The following is a 23,656-nucleotide window of genomic DNA, read 5'->3' on the forward strand; positions in this document are numbered from 1 at the left end:
TCGTGCAGGAGGTGAGAATCCGCATGAACGGCGGCCTGCACGGGGATGCGGCAGAATCGGTGCATCTGTCTGCAAGGAGGTCGCCGTGATGACGTCTGCCTGGCCCGCGTTCGAGACGCACGAGGTGAGCAACCAGCCGCCGCCCTTCGGAGGCCGGAACCTCTGGGCCGACGACAGTGCACTGGCCGATGCCGTCCAGCGCGAGGGAGGTGGCGTTTTCGTGAGCCCGCTGGCGCGCTACGGCGGCCTCGCCGGCGATGCGCTGTACCGGCTCGGCTTCGATGCCAACCGCGACCGCCCGCGTCTGCGCACGCACGACGCGCAGGGCCATCGCATCGATACCGTCGAGTTCCATCCGGCGTACCACGAGTTGATGAGCACGGCCAAGACGCATGGCGTGGCGGGGCTGTCCTGGCACGACGGCCGCCCCGGCGCGCATGTCGCGCGCGCTGCCTTGAGCTACCTGCATCACCAGGCCGAGGCGGGCACCAGCTGTCCGTTGACGATGACCCATGCGGCGGTCGCGGTGCTGCGCCAGGCGCCGGCGCTCGCCGAATGGGCGGACAAGGCGGCGGCACCGCACTACGACCCGCGTGACGTCCCGATTGCCGACAAGGCCGGGATCACCCTGGGCATGGGCATGACCGAGAAGCAGGGCGGTTCTGATGTGCGCAGCAACACCACGCGCGCCGAGCCGCAGGCCGATGGCAGCCATGCGCTGATCGGGCACAAGTGGTTCTTCTCCGCGCCGATGTCCGATGGCTTCCTGGTGCTCGCGCAGGCGCCGGGTGGGCTGAGCTGTTTCCTGATGCCGCGGCGCCTGGCCGACGGCAACCGCAACGCGTTCCGTCTGATGCGCCTGAAGGACAAGCTTGGCGACTGGTCCAACGCCTCCAGCGAGGTGGAACTGTGCGGGGCCTGGGCGCAGCGCGTGGGCGAGGAAGGGCGTGGGGTGGCCACCATCATCGGCATGGTGATGATGACGCGGCTGGACTGCATGCTTGGTGCCGCGGCGGAGATGCGCATGGCACTGGCGCAGGCACTGCACCACACCCGGCACCGCAGCAGTTTCGGCACGCGGTTGAGCGAGCATCCGCTGATGGCCAATGTGCTGGCCGACCTGGCGATCGAATCCGAAGCGGCCACCGTGTTCGCCATGCGCGTGGCGCGTGCGGTCGACCAGGCCGGAGGCGATCCGCAGCAGGCGGCCTTCGCGCGCATCGCCACGGCGGTGGGCAAGTACTGGGTGTGCAAGCGGGCTGCCGTGTTCGTCAACGAAGCGCAGGAATGCCTGGGCGGCGCGGGCTATGTGGAGGAGTCGATGCTGCCGCGGTTGTACCGGCAGGCGCCATTGAATTCGATCTGGGAAGGCAGCGGCAACATCCAGTGCCTGGACGTGCTGCGTGCGCTGTCGCGCGAGCCGCAGGTACTGCAGGCGCTGCAGGTTGAGCTGGACGCGGTGGCCGGGACCGATGCCCTCTATGACGCCGCGTTGCGGGCACTGCGGGCGCAGTTGGCGGTGCCACCAGAGCAGGCGCAGGCACGCCGGGTCACCGAGCGCCTGGCGCTGTTGTTGCAGGCCGCGGTGCTGCTGCGTGCGCAGAGCCCGAACGCGTCCGCCTTCATCCGCTCACGGCTGGGGGCCGAGCATGGGATGGCCTTCGGCACGCTGCCGGCCGATGTGGACTTCGCGGCCGTGCTGGGCCGCGCTCTGCCGTAAGCGGCCGCCAATGAAAACGCCCCCTCCGGAGAGGGGGCGTTGGTCACCACGCTGTGGCGGTGCGTAACGCCGACTCAGCGCTTGGCTTCGTTGGCGTTCTTCTTGGCATCATCGGCCACGTCGCGCGCCTTGTCGGCGACCTTCTGCGCGGCATCGGCGGTGGAATCGCTCGCGTGGGCCGCGGCATCCTTGGCCGCGACCTTGGCTTCGCCGGCGGCTTCGGAGGTGGCGGCGGCAGCTCGGTCGAGTGCCTGCTGGGTATCGGCGGCAGCGCGCTCGGAGGCGGCGGCGGCATCGTCGGCGGCACTGCGGGTCGCCGCAGCGGCCTTGTCGACTGCTTCGCGGGCGGCAGCGTTGGTGCTGTCGGCGGCCTGGGCGGCATCACGGCGCGCCTGTTCGGCTTCCGGGCCCTTGCAGGCAGCCAGTGCGAGCAGCAGGGAGGCGGCCAGCAGGGAGGTGGTCAGCGGACGGATCTTCATGTGGCGCTCCAGAACGGCGATGGATGGGAGGCCAGCCTATTCATGCGCCTGTGAAGAACCGGTGGGTGGCGGCCCGGCCACCAAAACGCGCCCAAAGAAAAAGCCGCTGGCGAACCAGCGGCTTCTTCAGACTTGCTTGAAGAAAGAAGTGATTACTTCTTGGCTTCTTCAGCAGCGTCCTTGGCCTGCTCAGCGGTGTTTTCCGCAGTCTTGGCAGCGTCCTTGGCCTGCTCAGCAGCAGCGTCGGTGGCAGCGCCAGCAGCCTGGGCAGCGGCATCAGCCGAAGCGTCAGCAGCGGTGGTGGCGGTGTCAGCAGCAGCCTGGGCAGCGTCAGCAGCCGGGGCGCCAGCAGCAGCGGCCTGGTCAGCAGCGGCCTGGGCGTCAGCGGCGGCTTCGTTGGCCGAAGCGGCGGCGTCAGCAGCCTGCTCCTGCTTCGAGCAGGCGGTCAGAGCCAGGCCCAGGGCCATTGCGATCAGCAGCTTGTTGATGCTCATTGTTGTGAATCCTCGTCGTTAGATTAGGCAACGCGCTATTGCGCGCCCGGCAACATGATGACAAGCCACGATTGGCTGTCAAGCGATCGCGCATTCAGTTTTGAGAAATGCGCGTTAAACCAAATCAAATCAATTCGATAGCGATGGCGGTCGCTTCGCCGCCGCCGATGCACAGGGTAGCAATTCCGCGCTTGGCCCCACGCGTGCGCAATGCGTTCACCAGCGTGACCACCAAGCGTGCGCCCGAGGCACCGATGGGATGGCCCAATGCGCAGGCCCCGCCATTGACATTGACCTTGTCGTGCGGGATGCCCAGCTCGCGGATCGGCGCCATCGCAACTACGGCGAAGGCTTCGTTGATCTCGAACAGGTCCACCTGGTCCAGCGTCCAGCCGGTCTTGTCCATCAGCTTCTGGATCGCACCGATCGGCGCGGTGGTGAACCACTCCGGCGCCTGCGAGTGGGTGGCGTGGCCGACGATGCGCGCCAGCGGCTGCAGGCCGCGGGCGGCGGCATCGTCCTCGGAGAGCAGCACCACGGCAGCGGCGCCGTCGGAGATGCTCGAGGAGCTGGCGGCGGTCACCGTGCCGTCTTTCTTGAAGGCCGGGCGCAGGGTCGGAATCTTGGCGATGTCCGAGCGGCCGGGCTGCTCGTCCTGCGCGTACTCGACCTCGCCCTTGCGGGTGCTGACCTTGACCGCGACGATTTCGCCATCGAAGGCGCCGTTGGCCTGCGCGGCCTGCGCGCGGCGGACCGATTCAATCGCGAAGGCATCCTGGTCCTCGCGGCTGACCTGGTACTTCTCCACGGTGCATTCGGCGAACTCGCCCATGGCCTTGCCGTCGTACGCATTGACCAGGCCGTCGTGGGCCATATGATCCACGGCCTGGAAGTTGCCGAAGCGGTTGCCGGTGCGCGAGTTGGGGATCATGTGCGGGGCGTTGGACATCGATTCCATGCCGCCGGCGACCACGATGCTGGCCGAGCCGGCCTTGATCAGGTCATGCCCCAGCATGATGGCCTTCATGCCCGAACCGCACACCTTGTTCAGGGTGGTGGCGCCGGTGGACACCGGAATCCCGGCGGCGATCGCGGCCTGGCGGGCCGGCGCCTGGCCGAGGTTGGCCGGCAGCACGCAGCCCATGATCACTTCGGAAACATCCGCGGCCGGTACTCCGGACTGCTCCAGGGCCGCAGCGATCACGGTGGAGCCCAGGGTCGGGGAGGGCACGCCGTTGAACTGGCCCAGGAAGGAGCCGATGGCGGTGCGCTTGGCGGCGGCGATGACGATGTTGGACATGTGCAATCTCTTTGGTGCGTGAGCTAAGAGCGGAATGGGAACGCGGGCGTTGGAAGCCGACGCATTTCCCGGCAGACTGCGTGGGGGTCGGCCCAGTATAGAGGGTCGGCATTGACTGCCGGTGTCTGCCCGGGGGGCAGGCAGGTGGGGAAGGTCCATTCACTAGGGGAACAGGGATGAAGCAGGTTGTGATCGGCAGGTCGGCCTTGGCCGCGGCATTGGCATTGGCACTGAGTGCCTGCGGAGGTGGGGGCAGCAATGTCCGGGGGGATCTGGAGCCGTCGCCGCCCCCGACCACGCCCCCGTCGCCGCCGCCAACGACGCCCCCCACAACGCCGCCGGTAACGCCACCGGTAACGCCTCCGCCTCCGGCCGTCGATGCACACCTGACGGTGATCAATGCGCGCGATGCGCAGTTCACCGGCAAGGGCATCCGCATCGGCGTTGTCGATTCCGGCGTGAGCCGCACCAATCCGGCGGTGTCCGGGCGGGTGGTGTCCAGCCGCGCCTACATCGATCCGCTGGTCAACAATCTCAACATCGATGACGTGGTCGGCCATGGCACGACGGTGGCCTCGCTGGCGGCGGGACGCGCGTTCGGCGCCTGGCCGGGCGGCGTCGCGCCGGAGGCGCTGATCGTCTCGGCCCGGATCATCGCCGACAAGCGGCCTGCCGACGATGGCACGGGCAATGGCAACGAAGTGACCGGCGCGCTCGGTCTGGCCGGCGTCCACCAGGATCTGATCACCGACGGTGTGCGGATCATGAACAATTCGTGGGGCGGGCTGTATTGGACCAACACGGCCGCCACCGCACCCATCGCCGCGGAGTATCGCCCGTTCATCGTCGGCCACAACGGTCTGGTGGTGTTCGCGACCGGCAACGAGAGCCGCGCCAATCCGTCCAGCATGGCCGCGCTGCCCAGCCAGCCGGGCCCGGGCAATACCCGGCCGGCGGCGGATCTGGAGCGCGGGTGGCTTGCGGTGACCGCCGTGGACACCAACAAGCCCGATACCCTCGCGTCCTACGCCAATGCCTGTGGTGTGGCAGCCAATTACTGCCTGGCCGCGCCGGGCACGGCCGTCTTCCTCGATCCCAAGAACCCTGGCGGTCCGTTGCTGTACGGGTCTGGCACCTCTTACGCGGCGCCGCTGGTCTCCGGGGCCGCCGCGCTGGTCTGGGAAGCTTTCCCGACGTTGACCACGGACCAGGTCCGGCAGGTATTGCTGGGCACCGCGACCGATCTGGGCGCGGTCGGTACCGATGCGGTCTTCGGGCATGGCCTGCTCAACGTGGGTCGCGCCGTGCGCGGGCCGGGTCGGCTGGACTGGGGCGACTTCCATGCGGCGCTCGGCACCGCCTACACCGTCTGGTGGGGAGGCCTGTCGGGCGCGGGCGGGGTGGTCGTTGACGGCGGTGGCAACGTGGTCGACGGGATCGATGATCCGGGCATGACGCTCGGCGGGGAAAACCGCAATGCCGGGCAACTGCGCATCACCGGCGGCGCGACCGTAGCCATCAACGACCTGTATCAATCCGACATCGTGGTGGACGCCGACTCCTATCTTTACGCCTGGGATGTGATCACCAACGGGACGATCACCAACAACGGCGTCATGCAGATCAACTCCAACGCGAACCCGCGGATCGCCACGCAGTACAACGGCGATCTGTACAACAACGGCATCCTGTTCAACCGCGACCACGCCAACAGCACCCTCAACGGCAACTTCATCCAGAGCGCGACGGGTGAGTTCTGGATGTTGCTGGGCACCGATCCGCTCCACATCGGCGGCCGGGCGACGCTGGATGGCGGACTGTTCGTCTATGGGTTGGCGGAGGGCTACGTCGCACGGCGGGAGCATGAGGTGCTGGTGGCCGACGGGGGCGTCAACGGACAGTTTTCCTCGCTGGGCTTCAATGCGGCCACGTTGCCACTGCTGCAGGCGACCGTGCACTACGACCCCAACCGCGTGTATCTGGACGTGGAGCCTACGTCGGTCACCACTGCTGCGGCGGCCCGCACATCCGATGTCGGCACACTGGCCTCGGCCGCACGTGTGGAAGCGGCGTTCCAGGCGCTCGATGCGCGCCTGCAGCCGTCGGCACCCTCGACCGCGATCGTGCTGGATCCCGACCTGACCGCAGCGGCGGGGGCGATCCAACAGACGCCCACCGACCAGGCGTTGAGCCAGACGCTGGACAGCTTGTCCGGCAAGGCGCACGGGCTGGCCGCTGCGATGACGTTCGATGCGATCGACATGAACCGTCGCGGTCTGTCGGCGCGTCTGGATGCAGCGATGGCCACGCCCCGTCTGCGCGGCGCATGGCACAGCGCGCTGGGCGAGGCGGGGCAGGGCAGCTTCGCCGGCACGGGGGCGCAGACCCAAGGCTGGATGATGGGTCAGGATCTGGCCCTGGGCAGCAGCGGCATGATGGGCGTCGCCTTCGGCGAGACGCGCAGCAACAGCAGTCGTGACTGGGGCGGTGACCGTGGCCGCGATCGTCAGTCGCAGGCGCAGGTATATGCCGGCTGGAATGTCGGCAACGGCTATGCCATCGGCCAGGTCGGGGTCGGTCAGTTCACCCGCAACATCGACCGGCAACTGCTGCTGGGCGCTGGGCAGTACGGCGTCAACGCGCGTTACGGCGGCCACTTCAGCACCGCCAGCATGGAGTCCGGCTACCGCTTCGGCTCGGCGGTGGCGGGGCTGACGCCCTACCTGGGCGCGGAATACGCCCGCGTGGACAGCGACAGCTTCAGCGAGGACGGCGGCTTTGGCTTCGGCCTGCGCGCCGAAGGCAACGTTGCCAGCCGCAGCCAGGCGCTGGCCGGCCTGCGGGCGGAGACGCGCTGGGGCAGCTGGTCGCTGCGCGGTTACGCCGAGTGGCAGCAACTGCTGTCCAGCACCGGGCTGGATCCGCAGGCGAGCTTCGTCGGCGTGGAGGCCTGGGCACCGTTGGCAGGCCTGCAGCCGGCGCGCTCGGGCGGCTTGTTCGGGCTCTCGGTGGAGTCGTGGCTGAGCCGCAGCAGTCGCCTGGCGTTCGGCTATGACCAGCGCTTCGGCCCGCGCGGCGATCTGCGCCAGGTGCAGCTGCGCTACTCGGCCGGGTTCTGACGGCCGGTCTCACTGCGACGTGTATGAAGAAAGAGGGCGCGATCGATGATCGCGCCCTCTTCGTTTGTCACGCCGGCTCAGTTGCCGCGCAGCGTGCCCCGCCGCGGCGTGCTGCGCCCCAGCGGCATTTTCAGCTTGCCGATGGAGAGGATGCGCGACTCGGCGATCTGGTCGGCGGCGCGCTGCGGGGCGATGCCCTCGCTCTGCGACAGCGCGAAGATGCGGCCGAGGTTGTGGTAGATGCTGCGGATCAGGCGCATCGCGCGCTCACGGTTGTAGCCGTCGATCTCCAGCGAAACGTTCATCACGCCACCGGCGTTGACCGCGTAATCCGGTGCATAGAGGATGCCGCGGGCATGCAGTTCATCACCCACTTCCAGGCTGGAGAGCTGGTTGTTGGCCGTGCCGCAGACGATCCTGCACTTCAGGCGCGGCAACGTGTCCGGATTGATCGCGCCTTCGAGCGCGCACGGCGCGAAGATGTCGGCGTTGACGTCGTAGATGTCCTCCGGTTTGACCGCTTCGGCACCGTACTCGGTGACGGCGCGATCCACGCGCGCGCTGTCCAGGTCGCTGACGTACAACTTGGCACCACGGTCGCGCAGCAGCTTCACCAGTTCCATGCCGATGTGCCCCAGGCCCTGCACCGCGATGCTGGCCTTGCCCACTTCCTCATGGCCCAGCTTGTGCTGCATCGCCGCCATCAGCGCCTGCAGCGCGCCATAGGCGGTGAACGGGGCCGGGTCGCCGGAGCCGCCATGTACCTGGTGCACGCCGGTGACGTACTCGCTTTCCAGGTAGATGTTCTCCATGTCGTTGACATCGGTGCCCACGTCCTCGGCGGTGATGTAGCGGCCGCCCAGCGAATCGACATAGCGGCCGAACGCGCGGAACAGCACTTCGCTCTTGTCCCGCTTCGGATCGCCGATGATCACCGCCTTACCGCCGCCCACGTTGAGCCCGGCCAGGGCGTTCTTGTAGGTCATGGTGCGGCTCAGGCGCAGCGCATCGGCCAGGGCCTCGTCGGTGCTGGCGTAGGGACGCATGCGCACACCGCCCAGGGCCGGGCCCAGGGTGGTGTTGTGGATGGCGATGATCGCCCTCAGACCGGCATCGCGGCTGTGGCAGAACACCACTTGTTCGTGACCGGTGGTTTCGAGGGTTTCAAATAACATGGTGGCTCCGATGGTGCGAACGGTGGCGAACAGCGGCGAACGCGCCAGCAAAAGGTGGGTTGTAAAACAAAAAAAGCGACGTCGTCGGGTCTCGGACGGGTCGCGCGGCGCCATTCTAGTCCATTCCGATGGAGGGTGCTGTCAGGGGATCTCCCGTCGCGCCGTCATTAAAGTTGCTGAAGCGCAGGCCGATGCCGTGGCAACGGTGTGGATGGCCGGTCATCGCAGGAAGGATCACGTGGGCGCAGTCGCAACAGGGCAGGTGCGGGACCCGGTGCATCCGGGGCGATGGGCATGAGCGTCGCGATCTGGGTGGGGGCTGCGGTGCTGGTGCTGCTGGGTGGGGTCGCGCTGCTCCGCCAGCGGCGTGTCGCGCCGGTACCCGCGACGGGGCGCGCAGCCGCCACGCAGGCGTGCGAAGCGTTGCCCGCAGGCAGCGTTCCGCCAGGCACCGACCCCGTGGCGGTGCTGCAGGCCGGGCTGCACACGCTGGCGCTGGTGCCCCGCAGTGGCGATGCTGCCGATGCAGCGGCCCCGCACGCGCTTGAGCTGCGCGATGCGGTCACCGCCTCGCTGCTGGCGCGGGACTGGTCGGCCCGCCACCTGCCTCGCCGCCCACAACTGCTGCCGCAGCTGATCCAGACCGTCAACGACAGCGATGCCTCGGCGCGCGCGATGGCCGGGATCATCAGCCAGGACCCGGTGCTGACCGGCAACCTGCTGCGCATCGCCAACAGCCCGGTCTACCGGGTACAGACACGGCCGGTGGAAACGCTGCAGCGGGCCGTCACCCTGGTAGGGACCGATGGCATCCGCCAGATCATCAGCGCGGTGCTGGTGCAGCCGGTGATGCAGCTGCAGTGCGATGCCTTTCCGCAGTTCAGCGCGGTGATCTGGGAGCACGCGCTGCTGGCATCGCGCGCCGCCGCTGATCACGCACGCACGGTGACCCATGAAGATGGCTTCGCCGCGCAGTGGCTTGGTCTGACCCAGGGCCTGGGGGCGGCGCTGGTGATGCGGCACCTGCTCGATGCCTGCGCCGAGCAGGGCGTGGCGGTGCCGCCGCGCGCGCTGGCGGCCGAACTGCTGGACAGCTGGACCCTGCCGGTGGCCAGCCGGATCGCCGCCGCGTGGGAGCTGCCCAAGGCCGTGCACGATGCCTTGATCCGCCAGAGCGGCAGTGGGCTGGCGGCCAGCCTGCGCCTGGCGCGCGCGGCGGCCGCGGCCAGCCTGCTGTGCCGCCACGGCCAGATCGGCCAGGCCCAGGCGCTGGCCCTGCTGGAACAGCTGGACGACACGCCGCCGCACGCGCTGCAGTGGATCTGGCGGCGGGTCCACGGCCGGGCGGTGGAGACCGTGGACAGTGACGAGGCCGAGTACGACGTGGCCCGGGCGGGCTGAGCTAGAGCTGAGATTCCAGTGGCAGCCAGCTGATCGCTCGCGCGCTGGCGCGCAGCCAGAAACCGGCGTCCGGTTCGCGGTACAGCCAGTGCGGCGGCTGTGCATCGCGTTCCAGCCAGCGCACGTCGCCCTCCGGGCCCAGGGCCACCCAGTAACTCTGGCTCGGGCTGGCCAGGCGCAGATACTCCTGGCGCAGTTGCGCGGCAAGCACTGGATCGTTGAACAACACGCCCATCTCGGTGTTGAGGTACGCCGAGCGCGGATCCAGGTTGAACGAGCCGACGAAGCCACGCTGGTCATCGATCATGAACGCCTTGGTGTGCAGGCTGGCCCCGCTGCTGCCGAACAGGCCACCGCCATCCACGTTGCCGCGTGATTTGAGCTCGTACAGCTGCACGCCACTGCGCAGCAGCGGCGCACGGTAGTGCATGTAGCCGCTGTGCACGGCGGCCACGTCGTTGGCCGCCAGCGAGTTGGTGATCACCCCGACCTGGGCACCGCGCGCGACCATCGCGCCCAGCCCTTCGGTGCCGTCCTCGCCCGGGACGAAATAGGGCGAGATCAACAGCGCCTTGTGCCGCGTGCTTTCCAGTTCCTCCACCAGCCGCGTCACCAGCCAGCCGGCCTGGTCGTCGCGGCGGTGCTTCATCGGCGGGTCCGAGGCGATCTCCACCTTGCCGCTCCAGTGCAGGTCCAGTGCATCGCGGTAGTACGAGCGCTGCGCCTGCGAGCGCGCGACCCTCTCCAGGTAGGGCCTGGCACTGTCCAGGCGCGCTTCGTGCTCGCTTTCGCGGATCAGCAGGCGCAGCTGCGGTTCGGTGTAGAACGCCAGCGCGCGGATCGGCACGGCGGTGTCGCTGTTCCAGTAGTCGTCGAAAATGGTGTTGGCCTGCTTTACCGCTTCGCCGGCGACGAGCAGGTCCAGGTCGCGGAAGTTCACGTCCTGCCGCGCGCTGAAATATTCCTCGCCGATGTTGCGGCCACCGACGATCGCCACGCGCCCGTCGGCGATCCACGACTTGTTGTGCATGCGGTGGTTGACGCTGAAAACGCGCTGGACCATCTCGACCAGCCGCCACAGCCCGCTGCGGTTGCGGAACGGGTTGTACAGGCGGATCTCGATGTTGGGGTGCGCATCGAGCGCCATCATCAGCGCGTCCTTGTCCTGGGCATTCATGTCATCGAGCAGGATGCGCACCCGCACGCCGCGCTCGGCGGCGCGGTACAGCTCGTTGGCCATCAGGTGGCCGATCAGGTCGTCCTGCCAGATGTAGTACTGCAGGTCCAGGCTGCGCCCGGCGTGCTGGGTGATCACCGCGCGCGCGGCGTAGGCATCGAGCCCATCGGAGAGGAAGGCCACGCCGGTCTGGCCGGGATGCTCGGCCTGCAGGCGGACCAGCTCGCGATCGATCGCGGTCTGGTCGGCCTGCGTGGGCAGCACCGTGGAGCGCTCGCCGAGCGCCTGCGGGGTGAGGTGATCGGCCAGCAGCAGGCCACTGAGCACCAGCAGCACCAGCAAGGCCACGATGATCCCCAGCCAGCGCAGCAGCCGGCGCCAGAACGGTCGTTTCTCGGTCATGCCCCGATCGTAAGCGGCAGGGGCGTGCAGGGCGAGTGCCGGGACGGTCTAGAAACGCTCGTCCGGCGCCAGGTAACGCCACTGGCCCGGGACCAGCTTGCCCATCGCCACGCGGCCAATGCGCAGGCGGCGGATACTGACGACCTCCAGCCCGACCTGGCGGCACATGTCGCGCAGCTGGCCCGGATGCACCGGCTTGATCGCAAAGCGCAGGCGCGTTTCGTTCTGCCAGCTCACCTTGCACGGCGGCAGCGGCCAGTTGCGGAAGCTCAGGCCATGCGCGAGCCGCTTCATGCCGTAAGGCGCCAGCTCGCCACTCACTTCCACCAGGTACTCCTGCTCCAGCGTCGCGCCGCGGTCCTTCAGGTGCGAGATCACGCGCCCGTCCTGGCTGACCACGACCAGGCCGCTTTCGTCATCGGACAGCGGCATCACCAGTTGCAGGGCGTGGAAATGCCGCTGCAGCAGGGTCACCCCGGTGGCGTCGAGCTCACTGCGGCTTTCCGGTGTCACCAGCGCGCACAGTTCGTCCGAACGCATGCCGGCCGGCTTGTGCAGCAGCATGCTCACGGTCTCGGTGCGGGTTGCCTCGGCGTTCTCGCGCAGCACGATCACTTCGTCGGTGACCAGGGTCTGCGGCTGCTCGACCACCTGGCCGTTGACGGTCACCCAGCCGCCCTCGATATAGCGCTGGGCGTCGCCACGGGAGCAGCCGATCAGGCTGGTCAGGCGTTTGTCGAGTCGGATCGGGTCGGTCATCGGGCAGGCAACATAAAACGGGAAGCGGGCGGGGAGTGTACTGGCTGGGGCCCGGCGCTGCGCGATGACGGCGGCCGTGGCTCAGGCCGCGGTGCGTTCCAGGTGGGTCAGGTACAGGCGCAGATCGAACTCCAGCTGGTGGTAATCCGCTTCCATGTGGGTACACAGCTGGTAGAACGCCTTGTTGTGGTCCGATTCCTTCAGGTGGGCCAGCTCGTGCACCACGATCATCTTCAGGAACGGCGCCGGCGCCTCGCGGAACACCGTGGCGATGCGGATCTCCCGGCTGGCCTTGAGCTTGCTGCCCTGTACCCGTGAGACGGTGGTGTGGGTGCCCAGGGCATGCTTGAGCACCTGCAGCCTGCTGTCGTAGATCACCTTGGACAACGGCGCGGACTGGCGCAGATAGCGCTCTTTCAGGCCTTGGGTGTAGTCGTAGAGCTGGCGGTCGTTGCGCACGGTGTGCAGCTGCGCATAGCGGCGCTCCAGCCACGGCCCCAGCCGGTCGCCCGCGATCAGCTCGCGCACCTGCTGCTGCAGGGCGTCGGGATAGCCGGCGAGGTACTTCAGGGCGGTCATGCGGGCGGTTGGGGCGGGGCGGGCAGACCAGTATGATGGCCCCCGGAATCCCGCAACAACAGATGCTAGGCGTATGGCGAAGGCAAATCCCCTCCAGGAGCAGCTGCTCAAGGCTGGGCTGGTCAAGAAATCCCAGGTCTCCCAGGCCGCCCGTGAACAGGTGAAAGCCCGCCACGGCAAGGCCCCGGTCGCGCCCAGCGAAAGCCAGCGCGAGGCCGAGCGCCTGCGTGCGGAAAAAGCCGAGCGTGATCGTGCGCTGGAAGCCGAGCGCAAGGCCAGGGCGCACGCGCAGGAGCTGCAGGCCCAGGTCCGCCAGATCATCGAGGCGCACAAGGTCAAGCGTGAGGGCGAGAGCGAATACCGCTTCAACGACGGCACCGTGATCCGTACCCTGCTGGTCAACAACGTGCTGCGCCGGCAACTGGCCTCGGGCAGCCTGGTGATCGCCCGCCACGGCGAGGGCTTCGAACTGCTGCCCCGCGCGGCGGCCGAGAAGGTCCGTGAGCGCGATGCGAGCGTGATCGTGCTCGACAACAGCCAGCCCGCCGGCAGCGAGCCGAGCACCGGCAACGCCGAGGATGATGCGTACTACGCCCAGTTCCAGGTGCCCGACGACCTGGTCTGGTAAGCGCTGCCTGAAGCGTTCACCCGGCGCAGTCCGCGTTCAGCCCCACGTCGGCTGGCCGCGTCGGGCCGGGTCTATGCTGGTGTCCTGACACCGGCATGGGAGACACATCATGGCGACAGGTTGGGCAGGCGACGGCGCCGTCCAGGATCAGATCGACGCCACCGTCGATGACGCCATCCAGCGGGCCCGCGCACAGCTGCGCGACGGCCCCGGGCTGACCCACTGCGAACACTGCGAGGCGCCCATTCCCGAGGCGCGGCGCAAGGCCGTGCCCGGTGTGCGCCTGTGCGTGCGCTGCCAGGAAGAAGAAGACGCCGCCCAGCACGAAGGCAGCGGCTACAACCGCCGCGGCAGCAAGGACAGCCAGCTTCGGTAGGTGCCGACCGTTGGTCGGCACGCAACAACCCATACCGACCAGCGGTCGGTATCTACAAGCGGCCTGGCACGCGCCCTCAACCGTCCCCCTGGATTCCGCCCGGTGCCTGTGACGGATCCCGCCAGCGACGCACGGTGCGCTGGAAGAACATGTTGTTGGGCATCTGCAGCACCGTGCCTTCGTGGCCGCTGCCGGTTTCCTGCAGCGTGGTGTAGATCAGGTTGATGTCGATCACCCGGCCCTTGAGCCCGGGCTTCTCACCGTTCTCCAGCAGCTCGATGTAATCGTGCAGGCGGAACGGGCGCGTGGTGAAGATCAGCAGCGTGCAGAAAATGTTGGACAACACGCTCCAGGCGGCGAAGAACGCCACCGCGCCCACCGCAGCGAAGCCGGTGAACGCCGTCCACAGTACCGTCGCCGAGACGCCCACGATGTTGAGCACGATCAGCAGTACCGTGAAATACACCACGAAGGTGAACACCCGGCGCGCGCCCATGATCATTTCCGGCGGCAGTGTATAGTGGTCGCCGACCCGGCGGATCAGGCGCCGGGCGACCAGCCGCAGCAGCCAGGCCACCAGCAGCGTCACCAGGATCTGCAGGGCAGGGACCCCGTAGTGCAGCCATTCGTGGGTCCAGGCGGGCAGATGGTCTTTCATGGGGGCGGAATTCCTTTGCAGCGATAGTGCCGATCCCACCATGGTAATGCCGATGCGCGTCACCGCATCGTGGTATCGGCTTACTGCAGCGGCCTGCCGTACACATCCAATGCAGCAATCATCGCCGAGGCGCACAGCGGCGCGTTCTGCGCGTATTGCACACACACATCGGGTGCTGCGGGCGCCAACGACAGCTGTATCTGCAGCGGGCTCCACGGCAGCGTGCAGCTGGTGGCCAGCGAGAGCAGCACGGCCAGGCAACTGGAAGACATGGGGATACTCCTTGGCGAGCGCCGGTAGTGACATGGGATTGGATGCCGCTGCCACCGGAAAGGTTTAAAGGCCGCGCAGAAAAAGAAATCCAGCGGCGGCTTAAACCTTTTCCGTGCCCCCCGCATCCAACGGATATGCTCGACACGACCATGTCCCCTTCCAGCGCCCCGACCGAGGCCGACGCCGCCGATGACCACGCCCTGGTGCGTGCCGCGGCGGCTGGTGACGTCACCGCGTACGAGCGCATCTACCGGCGGCATTCGCCGCGCGTGTACGCCGTACTGTGGCGGCTGTGCGGCGGCCACGCGGCCCGCGCCGAGGATGCCCTGCAGGAGGCCTTCCTGCAGGCATGGCGCGCCCTGCCGGGGTTCCGCTTCGAAAGCAGCCTGGGCACCTGGCTGCACCGCCTGGGCGTGAACGCGGCATTGATGGAACTGCGCGCCAACGCCACCGGCGATGCGCGCGATGCCGGCGAGGAGGGCTGGGAGTCGCTGGCGACGCTGCCGGCCCAGGACCGCTGCGCCGGTACCTCCATGGACCTGGAGCGCGCGCTGGAAACACTGCCGCCCCGTGCCCGGGCAGTGCTGGTCCTGCACGACATAGAAGGCTGGAAACACCAGGAAATCGCCGACCAGCTGCAGATGGCGGTCGGCAGTTCCAAAGCACAGTTGCACCGTGCGCGTGGCCTGCTGCGCGCGCGCCTAGGAGAAACCGCATGAACCCCCATGATTCCGATGACAACGCACTGAGCGCACGGCTGCGCGCCCTGCCGGCCGAGCGTCTCCCGCCGGCACGGGTGTGGCAGGGCATTGCCGCACAGTTGCCGGCGCAGACCCCGGCCCCGACCCCGACCCCGGCGGCTGCCGTGGCAACGCTGTCGACACGCCGCCGGCGGGAGCGCTGGCCGCTGCGCATCGGGCTCGGCCTGGCCGCCGCGCTGGCGCTGCTGATGGTGGTGCCGACGCCGGTCCCGCATACGCCGGCGCCCTCGTTGCTGCAGCGCCAGGCCGACGCCATGGCCGGTGAATACCAGCAGGCCATCGCCGCCTTGCCCAGTGACGGTGTCACCGAGGAGTGGCGCCCGGCCCTGCACGAACTCGATGCCAGTGCGGTCAACATCCGCGCCGCCATCGCTGAAAACCCCCGCTCGGGCTATCTGCTCGGGCAACTGCAGCGCACCTACGCGCTGCGCCTGCAACTCACCCAGCAGGCGGTGTTCTCCGCCGGCCTGCCCACCTGAAGGAGATCCCCATGCGTAGTCCTCTGTCCCTGATCGCGGCCCTGGCGCTGTGCCTGCCGCTGGTCGCCCAGGCCGCCACCAGCGTCAATGAGCGCCATCCACTGGGCGCCGGCGGGCGCGTGGAAATCAGCAACATCGCCGGCAAGGTCACCGTGCGTGGCTGGGATCGCAACGACGTGGCACTGACCGGTTCGATGGCCGACGGGCTCACCCTCAAACAGGACAGGAGCAGCAACCGCGTGCGCTGGGAAGTGGAGTATCCGCGCGGCCGCAGCAACGGTGGGGCCACGCTGGAGCTGCGCGTTCCGCGCGCGGTGGAAGTGCAGCTGGGCACCGTCAGCGCCGACATCGACGTGGCCGACATCGACGTGCGTCGCCTGCAGGCCAACAGTGTCAGCGGCAGCATCACCGCGGCCGGGCGCAGCGGAGAAACCACCTTGAACACGGTCAGTGGCGGCATCCGCTCGCAGGTGCAGACCCCGCGGCTGGACGCGCGCACGGTCAGTGGCCAGTTGCTGGCGGGCGGCGGTGCCTCGGGCGAGGTGGCGGCCGAATCGGTCTCCGGCCGGGTCAACGTCACTGCCGGGCGGATCCAGCGGCTGGCGGTGGAAACCGTCTCGGGCAGCCTGGACGTGAGCGCGACCGGCATGGCGCCGGGCGGCAAGGTGACGATGCAGACGGTCAGCGGATCGGTCGCGCTGAAGCTGCCGGTGAATGTCTCGGCGCAGCTGAACGTCAAGACGTTCAGTGGGGGTATCCAGTCCGATGCCGGGCAGGTGGAGAAGCCGCGCTATGGCCCGGGCAGCAGCCTGGATGCGCGTCTGGGCTCGGGCGATGGGGATATTTCGATCAACTCCCATTCCGGGAGCGTGCGGGTCAGCCTGGGACGCTGAGTGCGGCCACCGCACCGGCCGATGCCGGTGCGGTCGGCAGCAACGTCAGCCGGCTTTTTTCAGCGCCAGGGTATTGCCCAGCACTTCGATCTTGCCGCCACCTTTACGGAAGGCAGCCAGATCCGCAGCGATGCTCTGGCTGCTGACGGCGGAGTTGGACCCTTGCTTGCGGTCGACGCGAACGGTGTTGCTTGCCTTGGGGGAGGTCTTTGGCGTACGAGCCATGGATGCTCCTGCTATGGATGAAGCGTGGAAGAAAACGTCGACAGATCCTGCTGTTGTCGACGGTAGTCCTGCCGCACGAGGCGGCAATCATCGCCGCCCATGTCGAACTGGCGGCAGATCGCGGGTCGCTGCGAGTAGATCGTGCAGCGCAGGTGATACGGGTCGATCGCGGCGCACCAGCCTTCTTCGTTGCGTGCCATCACCGTGCCGCCACGCGCATCGGTGTCCAGCAGGTAGCCGGGCACGTTGTCGTCAGGCATGACGGTGACGGTGAGCCGACAACACACCGCATCGCAACGACGGCAGTCGATGGGGTCGGGCTCGGACGATGTAAGGAGTGCAGCCAGGCGTTCGCCCAATCTGAAGATCTCTTGGCGGCTCGGGGTGCAGCAGGCTGTGAACGAGCCGGATCACAGCGATGAGCGATCCCGGCACCGCGGACGAATCCGCACGGTGGCAGCATCGAAGAGGACGGTGGCCTGGGAGGCCCGGAAGATGGTGCTTGTTGCGTCAAGCGCATTGCGCTTTGAAGCCGAAAGATGATAGCGCTTCCGGCGTAACGTTTTGTTAATAAGGCCGTTCACGCCTCTTCAGGCCTTGTGCGACAAGGCCTGGTGCAAAAAAAGGGTCAGTTGGCGGCGGCCAGCGCCAGCCCGTGGACCACACCGAAGGACGGATTGCCGCGGACCAGGGTCGAGCCCGGGAAGGCATTGGCGACGGCCTGCTGCAGGTAGCCGGCGCGCGACATGCCCCCGGTCAGGAACACTGCCGCCGGGTCGTGGCCGATATCGCTGCGGACCTGCTCGAGCAGGGCGGTCAGTTCGCCCAGATAGCCGCCAGCGGCGGTTTCCAGCCGCGAGGCATCGATCTGCACCTGCAGGTCGCGTTCGATGAACCCAAGCGTGCTGTCGTGACTGGACACACTGCTCAGGGCGATCTTGCAGCGTTCGACCTCGCGGTACAGGCGCGCGGTGTTGCCGGTGTCCTGCAGGGCAGTCAGGCGCGGGCCGAACGGCGCGTCCACATCGCGGTAGGTGTGCTGGCGGAAATCGCGCTGGCGGGTCATGTCCTGCACCATCGCCGCTTCCACGTAGTGATGCGCGGGCACGCGGGTGATGCCGCGGCCGAACAGCGGCATGTAGCCGCCCAGGCTCAGCGCCAGGTCGATATCGGTACCGCCGCGGGCGATACCCCAGGCACGGTGGATGGTCGGGGCCTGGCCACCGCCCACCCGGGCATGGGCGATATCGGTGGTACCACCGCCGATGTCCACCACCACCGCGTCGTGTTCCTGCGGGCTTTCGGCGTGGTAATGCATGGCCGCGGCCGCGGGCTCTTCGAGGAAATCGATGCTGTCAAAGCCGGCGGCGATCGCCGCGCCGTGCATGATCTCCAGCGCCTGGGCGTTGCCGGCCTCGCCGATGGAACTGCGGAACTGGACCGGACGGCCCAGCGTGGCGGTGCGGATCGGGGTGTCCAGCTGGCGCGAGGCGGTCAGGCGGATGTGCTCGAGGATGTGCGTGGCGATGCCGGCGATGGTCTGGCGCGCGCGCGGGTGCAGGTTGTAGCCGAGCATCGATTTCGGGCTCTGCACCAGGTTGCCTTCGTTCTCTTCGAAGTAGGCCTCCAGCGCGTCATCGCCGTAGACGGCGTTCTGCAGCAGGGTGGTGGAGCTGAGCGGGGCCCGCATCTGCTCTTCCATCCACTGCCGGCGCACCACGCGCAGGGCCTCCCGGCGCAGTGCATCGGGCGCGCGCTCCTGGCCGGCGGCGCGGGCATCGCGCGCGGCCGCGTCGACCAGCCGGGCCAGATCGTGCTCCAGCGCCGGGGTCAGTTCGAAGTCGTTCGGGTCGCGCATCACCTCGGGGAAATACACCGTGGTGCGGAACTGTTCGGCCTGGCCGAACTGGATCGGCACCACCTTGCCGTCGATCACCACGGCGGCGGCGGAGTTGCTGGTGCCAAAGTCGATGCCGAGTTTCATGCGGTGGGCCGGGCCGGTGGTCAGGGGGCGCGCACTTTGCGGCAACGGGACCGCCGACGCAAGGGCAGGCGGTAACGGGCGGTTACACTAGTGGCCGTTTCGTTACCGAAGAGCTGTCGATGTCCGCCATTCCCGCCTGCCCGCAGTGCACCCTGGAAAACACCTATGCCGATGGCGCGCTGTTCATCTGCGCGGACTGCGGCCACGAGTGGGCGGCCGGTGACGGCGGCGGCGAGGCCCTGGTGGTACGCGACAGCAACGGCAACGTGCTGGCCGCCGGTGACACGGTCACCGTGATCAAGGACCTGAAGGTGAAGGGCTCCTCGATCCCGCTCAAGCAGGGCACGGTGATCCGCAACATCCGCCTGGTCGAGGACGACGCCGAGCACATCGAGGGCAACTCGGAAAAGATCAAGGGTCTGGTCCTGAAGACCTGCTTCCTCAAGAAGGCCTGAGCGGGCTCAGTTGGCGTTGGTGCCGCGCTGGCGCCAACGCTGCAGGCTGTCCAGCTTGGCCTGGTAGCGGGACCTGAGCGCATCGCCGCTCTCCCCGGCCAGGTCCCGCGCGCGCTGCATTTCGATCGAGGCCCGGCGTGCATCGCCGGCCAGGAAATAGCTCCGGGCCAGCGCGAAGTGGAACGGATGCGCCGTCTCGTACAGATGGACCGCCCGGCGGTAGAAACGCACGGCTGCTGCATAGTCCCGGCGCTGCTCGGCCTGGGCGCCGAACATGTACTGGGCGAACGGATCGCTGCGCTGCACACGCGCCAGCCGGCTCGCCAGCAGCCCAGCCTGGCGGGTGTCGCCCATGCGGCGGTACAGGGCGCTGGCGTTGCTCAGGCTGGCGCCATGCCGCGGCTGCAGGCGCAGCGCGGTTTCATAGTCCCTGCGGGCCTGGTCCAGGTTGCCGATGCGTGCATCGAGGACGCCGAGGTTGTTCCAGGCCGCCACGAAGTCCGGTGCCATGCCGAGGGCTGCGGTGAAGTAGGCGCGGGCCGTATCGACATCGCCGGCGGTCATGTGGTCCGCGCCGCGGTTGTTGTAGAAATGGGCCAGCGCGCGCTGCCGGTTGATGCGCTGCGGGCCGAGGTGGTCGTAGAGCACGTTGTGGTCCAGATCGACGGTGCCGCTGCGCCCGTCCAGCACGATGCCCGCGTTGACGTGGCCCACGCTGTAGATCACCCCGGAAGCCTGGTACCAGCTCACCACCTGCGCCACTTCCTGGACATGCGCGTCGATGCCGGCCAGGTTGGCCAGGGTGACGAACAGCAGCGTAAAGGACAGGCAGTTGGCACGCCGCGTCTGCCAGGTTTCGGTGATCGTGTAGGTTGCCTCCGGGTCGTAGGCCAGGTGCAGCCCTTGTGCGTCGAAGATCATCTCCACCAGCCGCTGCAGGCGGCGCTCGCGCGAGTAGCCGGGATCGATGACCCGTTCGTGCAGCAGCGCCAGCAGCGGCGCGGGCACCTCCAGGATCTGCGCGGGCGTGGGCGGGGCGGCGGTCGCGCTTGGCCCGGCGGTGCTCACGGCGAGCGCGGGGTCGGCTGCCCAGGCCGGTGCGGCGGCCAGGGCCATGCACATCATCAGCAGGAATCTGCACGCGGTCATCGCCGTCACCTCGCAGGGCGCTGGGGTCCGTCGGGTCCAGTCTAGGCGCGTTGATGGGCCCCGGCATGCCGTTCATCGGCTGTCCGCGCCATCCACAGAGGATGTGGACCAGCGGTCGACAAACGTGTGGATAACCGCGCGCACCGCCTGCACGGCAAGGATTCTGGGAAGGTGGTCAAAAAACCACCGCCCGGCTTGCCAGCGTCGCGGCGACGGCCAATCATGGTGCATGCGCTTCGAACCGATCCCCCTGCCTGCCGGGCAGCGTGCCGAGCTGGAAACCGCCTACGCCCTGCCGCCGCGGGCGTACCACAACTGGTCGCACGTGCAGGCCGTCCTGCAGCACTGCAGCACCGTCGCCGAGGCCGGCCCGGGCTGGACCCGGCCGCGCGAGGTGCAGTTGGCCGCGCTGTACCACGACGCCATCTACGAGGCGGGACGGGGCGACAACGAAGCCCGTTCGGCGGGGCTGGCGCGCGAGGCGATCGCGCGCTGGTTGCCGGCGGCCGGGATCGATGCGGGCCGGGTGGTCGAGCTGATCGAACTGACCGCCCGCCACAGCAAGCTCGCGCCCGGCGATGTCGACCCCGAAGCGGCGCTGTTCCTGGATTGCGACATGGCCATTCTCGGGGCGCCGGCGGCAGTGTTCGACGCCTACGACCGCGGTATCGCCGAGGAATACGCCGGACACGTGCCGGGCTTTGTGTTCCGGCTCAACCGGCGGCGCTTTCTCAAGCAGGTGCTGGGGCAGCCGCGGATCTTCCTGAGCGACTTCTTCCACCAGCGGCTGGATGCGGCCGCGCGCGACAACCTGCGCCGGCGGGTCGGGCGCTGAAGCCCCGGCGCGAAGCATGCCCGTTACACTGTGCGCGCTGTTTTTCCTCCCTGTGTGGCCATGCCTGTGTCCGTTCCAGCCTCCGATCCGCGTCCGCAACCGCCGGAAGAACCCGGCCCCAACGAGTGCTGCGGCAGCGGCTGCCCGCTGTGCGTGCTGGATCTGTACAGCGATGAGCTGCAGCGTTACCGCGCTGCCCTGGCTGCATGGAAACAGCGCCACCCCGAGGCCACCGACTGACCCCAGGAGCCGCGATGTCGCTGCCGCTGCCACGCCCCTCCCGCTGGCCCGCCCAGCATCATGGACGCGTCGCCATGGTGACCCTGGTGGCGCTGGCGCTGTTCGTCGCCACCGCGCTGTGGACGCAATGGGCACGCGATGATCTGGACTGGGTGCAGGCCACCCTGAGCCTGTACCTGCATGGCCCCTGGGGGCTGGCCCTGCGCACCGCCTATTGCGTGCTGGCGCTGGCGATCATGCTGCTGGCGGTCTCACTGTATGCCAACAGTCGTTCGCCGCGCCGCAGTGCGGCGGCGCCGCTGCTGTTCTGGGTCGCCGCGCTGGGCCTGATGGGGGTGGCGATCGGCGACAGCTGGCTGCCCGAGCGCGCGCCGCTGCTGGCGCCGCTGGTGCACGGGCTGTCGGCCAATACCGCGTTCCTGTGCGTGAGCGTGGCGATGCTGCTGCAGAGCTGGTATCTGCGGGCCGACCCGCGCTGGCGCGATTGGGCCGCTCCGGCCTGGTGGTGGGCCTGGTTGTGCTTCGCACTGCTGTGGCTGCACGTGCTGTGGCGGGGCCCACCCCGCGGCGCGGGACAGAAGCTGGTGATCGCAGTGGTGGTGGTGTGGCTGGTGTCGGTGGCCTGGCAGCTGTGGCGCCAGGCGCGCCGTGAGCCGCGCTGAGCGTCCGGCCACGGTCTGTACATGCCCTTGGCCGGGCAGGGGCGTATCGTTGGCACTCTATCCATGGGATGCGCGACGATGCGGCGAGCCGGTTTGGGGGTGATGCTGGGACTGGTGATGGCAGGGATGACGGGGGCGGCGCTGGCCGCGCCACCGCAGCAGCTCAGCCATGGTCGTTTCGAGAACGTGCCGGTCCATCTGCCCGACGGCCACCCGCAACGGGTGGTGGTGTGGTTCGACGGCGCGGCCGGCCGCGCCGACAGCCAGCAGCGGATCGACGCACTGCGTTCCGAGGGCGCGCTGGTCGCGCAGGTCGATGTCGCGCACCTGCGCCAGGTGCTGGCCCGCGAGAAGAGCGGTGACTGCGCCTTCGGTGCGGGCGACGTCGAGAATTTCTCGCGCTGGTTCCAGGCGTATCTGCACGTGCCCGGCTACCACCTGCCGCTGATCGGCGGCGATGGTGAGGGGGCGGCGCTGGCCTACGCGGTGGCCGCCCAGGCCGACACCCAGGTGTTCGCCGGGCTGATCACCACGGGGTTCTGCCCGTCCGGCGTGCGCGAGCGCAAGGTCTGCGGGGCCGGCAGCAGCCATGGCCGCCTGCAGCCGACCGAGCTGAATTTCCCGTGGTTGAACGCGGCCGGCGATGTGCATTGCCCGGCGGGCGAGTCAGCCGCGTTCGTGCGCAAGGTCGGCATGGGGCGCCAGTTCGAGCGCACCGCGCAGGGCGACGCATTGCCCGGGCTGTTGGCGGCGGCCAAGGTGATCGGCGCCCAGAAGGGCGTCAGCCTGGCGCCGCCGCCGGATGACCTCAACGGCCTGCCGGTGGTCGATGTGCCGACCACCAAAGCCGGTGACACCTTCGCCATTTTTGTCTCGGGCGATGGTGGCTGGGCGGGGCTGGACAAGGAAGTGGCCGCGTCGCTGAGCGAGGCCGGAGTGCCGGTGGTCGGCGTGGATTCACTGCGTTACTTCTGGACCGCGCGCACGCCGGAAGGGTTCGCCCGCGACCTGGAGCGCATCGCCACTCACTACAGCCGCCAGTGGCAGCGCCGCAACGTGGTGCTGGTCGGTTTCTCGCAGGGCGCCGACGTGTTGCCCGCGGCGATCAACCAGTTGTCACCGGCAACGCGGGAGGCGGTCTCGATGATCGCGCTGCTGTCGGTCGGCAAGAACGCCGATTATGAGTTCCATGTCAGCAACTGGCTCGGCGGCGGTGGCGACGGCCTGCCGATCGCGCCGGAAGTGGCCCGGCTGCCCGCCGGCAAAACACTGTGCGTGTATGGCGAAGAGGATCGCGATGCACTGTGTCCGTCGCTGCCTGCAGCGGGCAACGCGCAGATCATCAAGCTGCCCGGCGATCATCATTTCAAAGGTGACTACGATCGCCTCGCCGATACCATCGTGCAGCACCTGCCGGCGCGCTGAGCGCCGGC

The 23,656-nt window shown here is 68.4% G+C and carries 26 protein-coding genes; 13 read left to right on the forward strand and 13 right to left on the reverse strand.

Features of this window, described 5'->3' with window-relative positions:
• Positions 1 to 88 precede the first annotated feature (88 nt).
• Complete coding sequence (locus POS15_RS02350; protein WP_019183432.1) at positions 89 to 1,720, forward strand: isovaleryl-CoA dehydrogenase; 1,632 nt, start codon at positions 89 to 91, stop codon at positions 1,718 to 1,720.
• Positions 1,721 to 1,794: 74 nt separating this feature from the next.
• On the opposite strand, the gene POS15_RS02355 is transcribed toward POS15_RS02350, so the two are convergent.
• The 3 genes from POS15_RS02355 to POS15_RS02365 form a co-directional block, all read right to left on the reverse strand.
• Positions 1,795 to 2,199: a hypothetical protein gene (locus POS15_RS02355; protein ID WP_019183431.1), complete on the reverse strand. Its 405-nt coding sequence runs from the start codon at positions 2,197 to 2,199 to the stop codon at positions 1,795 to 1,797.
• Positions 2,200 to 2,351: 152 nt separating this feature from the next.
• Positions 2,352 to 2,693 (reverse strand): hypothetical protein, encoded by a 342-nt coding sequence (locus POS15_RS02360; RefSeq protein ID WP_019183430.1) that lies wholly within the window; start codon positions 2,691 to 2,693, stop codon positions 2,352 to 2,354.
• A gap of 124 nt (positions 2,694 to 2,817) precedes the next feature.
• On the reverse strand, positions 2,818 to 3,993 hold the full coding sequence (locus POS15_RS02365) for a thiolase family protein (RefSeq protein WP_019183429.1): 1,176 nt from the start codon (positions 3,991 to 3,993) through the stop codon (positions 2,818 to 2,820).
• Positions 3,994 to 4,169: 176 nt separating this feature from the next.
• Here POS15_RS02365 and POS15_RS02370 point away from each other — a divergent pair, with 176 nt between their 5' ends.
• On the forward strand, positions 4,170 to 7,112 hold the full coding sequence (locus POS15_RS02370; RefSeq protein WP_284128905.1) for an autotransporter serine protease: 2,943 nt from the start codon (positions 4,170 to 4,172) through the stop codon (positions 7,110 to 7,112).
• A 77-nt stretch (positions 7,113 to 7,189) separates the two neighbouring features.
• Here POS15_RS02370 and POS15_RS02375 read toward each other — a convergent pair whose 3' ends face one another.
• A complete protein-coding gene (locus tag POS15_RS02375) occupies positions 7,190 to 8,287 on the reverse strand; it encodes a Glu/Leu/Phe/Val dehydrogenase dimerization domain-containing protein (RefSeq protein WP_026069816.1) in 1,098 nt (365 codons plus the stop codon).
• A gap of 294 nt (positions 8,288 to 8,581) precedes the next feature.
• On the opposite strand from POS15_RS02375, the gene POS15_RS02380 reads away from it, so the two are divergent.
• Positions 8,582 to 9,688 carry an HDOD domain-containing protein gene (locus POS15_RS02380; protein ID WP_152663735.1) on the forward strand — a complete coding sequence of 369 codons (1,107 nt, stop codon included), beginning with the start codon at positions 8,582 to 8,584 and terminating at the stop codon, positions 9,686 to 9,688.
• Between the two features lies 1 nt (position 9,689).
• On the opposite strand, the gene POS15_RS02385 is transcribed toward POS15_RS02380, so the two are convergent.
• From POS15_RS02385 to POS15_RS02395, 3 genes are all read right to left on the reverse strand, one after another.
• Positions 9,690 to 11,267 carry a phospholipase D family protein gene (locus POS15_RS02385; protein ID WP_019183425.1) on the reverse strand — a complete coding sequence of 526 codons (1,578 nt, stop codon included), beginning with the start codon at positions 11,265 to 11,267 and terminating at the stop codon, positions 9,690 to 9,692.
• Positions 11,268 to 11,315: 48 nt separating this feature from the next.
• Positions 11,316 to 12,026, reverse strand: a complete 711-nt coding sequence (locus tag POS15_RS02390; protein ID WP_019183424.1) for an rRNA pseudouridine synthase — start codon at positions 12,024 to 12,026, stop codon at positions 11,316 to 11,318.
• Positions 12,027 to 12,107: 81 nt separating this feature from the next.
• Positions 12,108 to 12,605 (reverse strand): M48 family metallopeptidase, encoded by a 498-nt coding sequence (locus POS15_RS02395; RefSeq protein ID WP_019183423.1) that lies wholly within the window; start codon positions 12,603 to 12,605, stop codon positions 12,108 to 12,110.
• 73 nt (positions 12,606 to 12,678) lie between these two features.
• On the opposite strand from POS15_RS02395, the gene POS15_RS02400 reads away from it, so the two are divergent.
• Positions 12,679 to 13,233: a DUF2058 domain-containing protein gene (locus tag POS15_RS02400; RefSeq protein ID WP_019183422.1), complete on the forward strand. Its 555-nt coding sequence runs from the start codon at positions 12,679 to 12,681 to the stop codon at positions 13,231 to 13,233.
• Between the two features lie 109 nt (positions 13,234 to 13,342).
• The gene (locus POS15_RS02405; protein ID WP_019183421.1) at positions 13,343 to 13,609 is read left to right on the forward strand and encodes a DksA/TraR family C4-type zinc finger protein; all 267 of its coding nucleotides are present in this window, start codon (positions 13,343 to 13,345) and stop codon (positions 13,607 to 13,609) included.
• Between the two features lie 76 nt (positions 13,610 to 13,685).
• On the opposite strand, the gene POS15_RS02410 is transcribed toward POS15_RS02405, so the two are convergent.
• Together POS15_RS02410 and POS15_RS02415 are read right to left on the reverse strand one after the other, a co-directional pair.
• Positions 13,686 to 14,267, reverse strand: coding sequence for a mechanosensitive ion channel family protein (locus POS15_RS02410; protein WP_019183420.1), 582 nt, complete (start codon positions 14,265 to 14,267; stop codon positions 13,686 to 13,688).
• Positions 14,268 to 14,347: 80 nt separating this feature from the next.
• Positions 14,348 to 14,539 carry a hypothetical protein gene (locus tag POS15_RS02415; protein WP_019183419.1) on the reverse strand — a complete coding sequence of 64 codons (192 nt, stop codon included), beginning with the start codon at positions 14,537 to 14,539 and terminating at the stop codon, positions 14,348 to 14,350.
• 135 nt (positions 14,540 to 14,674) lie between these two features.
• On the opposite strand from POS15_RS02415, the gene POS15_RS02420 reads away from it, so the two are divergent.
• The 3 genes from POS15_RS02420 to POS15_RS02430 are packed head-to-tail and all read left to right on the forward strand — an operon-like array spanning position 14,675 to position 16,673.
• Positions 14,675 to 15,259, forward strand: coding sequence for a sigma-70 family RNA polymerase sigma factor (locus POS15_RS02420; protein WP_019183418.1), 585 nt, complete (start codon positions 14,675 to 14,677; stop codon positions 15,257 to 15,259).
• A complete protein-coding gene (locus POS15_RS02425) occupies positions 15,256 to 15,780 on the forward strand; it encodes a hypothetical protein (protein ID WP_019183417.1) in 525 nt (174 codons plus the stop codon). The genes POS15_RS02420 and POS15_RS02425 overlap by 4 nt, the downstream gene beginning before the upstream one ends.
• 11 nt (positions 15,781 to 15,791) lie before the next feature.
• Positions 15,792 to 16,673, forward strand: a complete 882-nt coding sequence (locus tag POS15_RS02430) for a DUF4097 family beta strand repeat-containing protein (protein ID WP_019183416.1) — start codon at positions 15,792 to 15,794, stop codon at positions 16,671 to 16,673.
• A 45-nt stretch (positions 16,674 to 16,718) separates the two neighbouring features.
• On the opposite strand, the gene POS15_RS02435 is transcribed toward POS15_RS02430, so the two are convergent.
• The 3 genes from POS15_RS02435 to POS15_RS02445 form a co-directional block, all read right to left on the reverse strand.
• Positions 16,719 to 16,898: a hypothetical protein gene (locus POS15_RS02435; RefSeq protein WP_019183415.1), complete on the reverse strand. Its 180-nt coding sequence runs from the start codon at positions 16,896 to 16,898 to the stop codon at positions 16,719 to 16,721.
• 11 nt (positions 16,899 to 16,909) lie between these two features.
• Positions 16,910 to 17,209, reverse strand: coding sequence for a YkgJ family cysteine cluster protein (locus POS15_RS02440; RefSeq protein WP_080114834.1), 300 nt, complete (start codon positions 17,207 to 17,209; stop codon positions 16,910 to 16,912).
• A 317-nt stretch (positions 17,210 to 17,526) separates the two neighbouring features.
• The gene (locus POS15_RS02445) at positions 17,527 to 18,882 is read right to left on the reverse strand and encodes an Hsp70 family protein (RefSeq protein ID WP_284128906.1); all 1,356 of its coding nucleotides are present in this window, start codon (positions 18,880 to 18,882) and stop codon (positions 17,527 to 17,529) included.
• Positions 18,883 to 19,001: 119 nt separating this feature from the next.
• Here POS15_RS02445 and POS15_RS02450 point away from each other — a divergent pair, with 119 nt between their 5' ends.
• Positions 19,002 to 19,337 carry a zinc ribbon domain-containing protein YjdM gene (locus tag POS15_RS02450; protein WP_019183411.1) on the forward strand — a complete coding sequence of 112 codons (336 nt, stop codon included), beginning with the start codon at positions 19,002 to 19,004 and terminating at the stop codon, positions 19,335 to 19,337.
• Between the two features lie 6 nt (positions 19,338 to 19,343).
• On the opposite strand, the gene POS15_RS02455 is transcribed toward POS15_RS02450, so the two are convergent.
• Positions 19,344 to 20,486 (reverse strand): tetratricopeptide repeat protein, encoded by a 1,143-nt coding sequence (locus tag POS15_RS02455; RefSeq protein ID WP_019183410.1) that lies wholly within the window; start codon positions 20,484 to 20,486, stop codon positions 19,344 to 19,346.
• Positions 20,487 to 20,715: 229 nt separating this feature from the next.
• On the opposite strand from POS15_RS02455, the gene POS15_RS02460 reads away from it, so the two are divergent.
• The 4 genes from POS15_RS02460 to POS15_RS02475 all read left to right on the forward strand — a co-directional run bounded on the left by POS15_RS02460 (position 20,716) and on the right by POS15_RS02475 (position 23,648).
• Entirely contained in the window at positions 20,716 to 21,321 is a 606-nt protein-coding gene (locus POS15_RS02460; protein WP_019183409.1) for a hypothetical protein, read from the forward strand.
• Between the two features lie 60 nt (positions 21,322 to 21,381).
• A complete protein-coding gene (locus tag POS15_RS02465) occupies positions 21,382 to 21,561 on the forward strand; it encodes an oxidoreductase-like domain-containing protein (RefSeq protein WP_037553198.1) in 180 nt (59 codons plus the stop codon).
• Between the two features lie 14 nt (positions 21,562 to 21,575).
• A complete protein-coding gene (locus POS15_RS02470) occupies positions 21,576 to 22,223 on the forward strand; it encodes a DUF998 domain-containing protein (protein ID WP_019183407.1) in 648 nt (215 codons plus the stop codon).
• A gap of 78 nt (positions 22,224 to 22,301) precedes the next feature.
• Positions 22,302 to 23,648, forward strand: a complete 1,347-nt coding sequence (locus POS15_RS02475) for an AcvB/VirJ family lysyl-phosphatidylglycerol hydrolase (protein ID WP_102788086.1) — start codon at positions 22,302 to 22,304, stop codon at positions 23,646 to 23,648.
• Positions 23,649 to 23,656 lie beyond the last annotated feature (8 nt).

It is taken from the genome of Stenotrophomonas sp. BIO128-Bstrain (assembly GCF_030128875.1).
Lineage (GTDB): Bacteria > Pseudomonadota > Gammaproteobacteria > Xanthomonadales > Xanthomonadaceae > Stenotrophomonas > Stenotrophomonas bentonitica_A.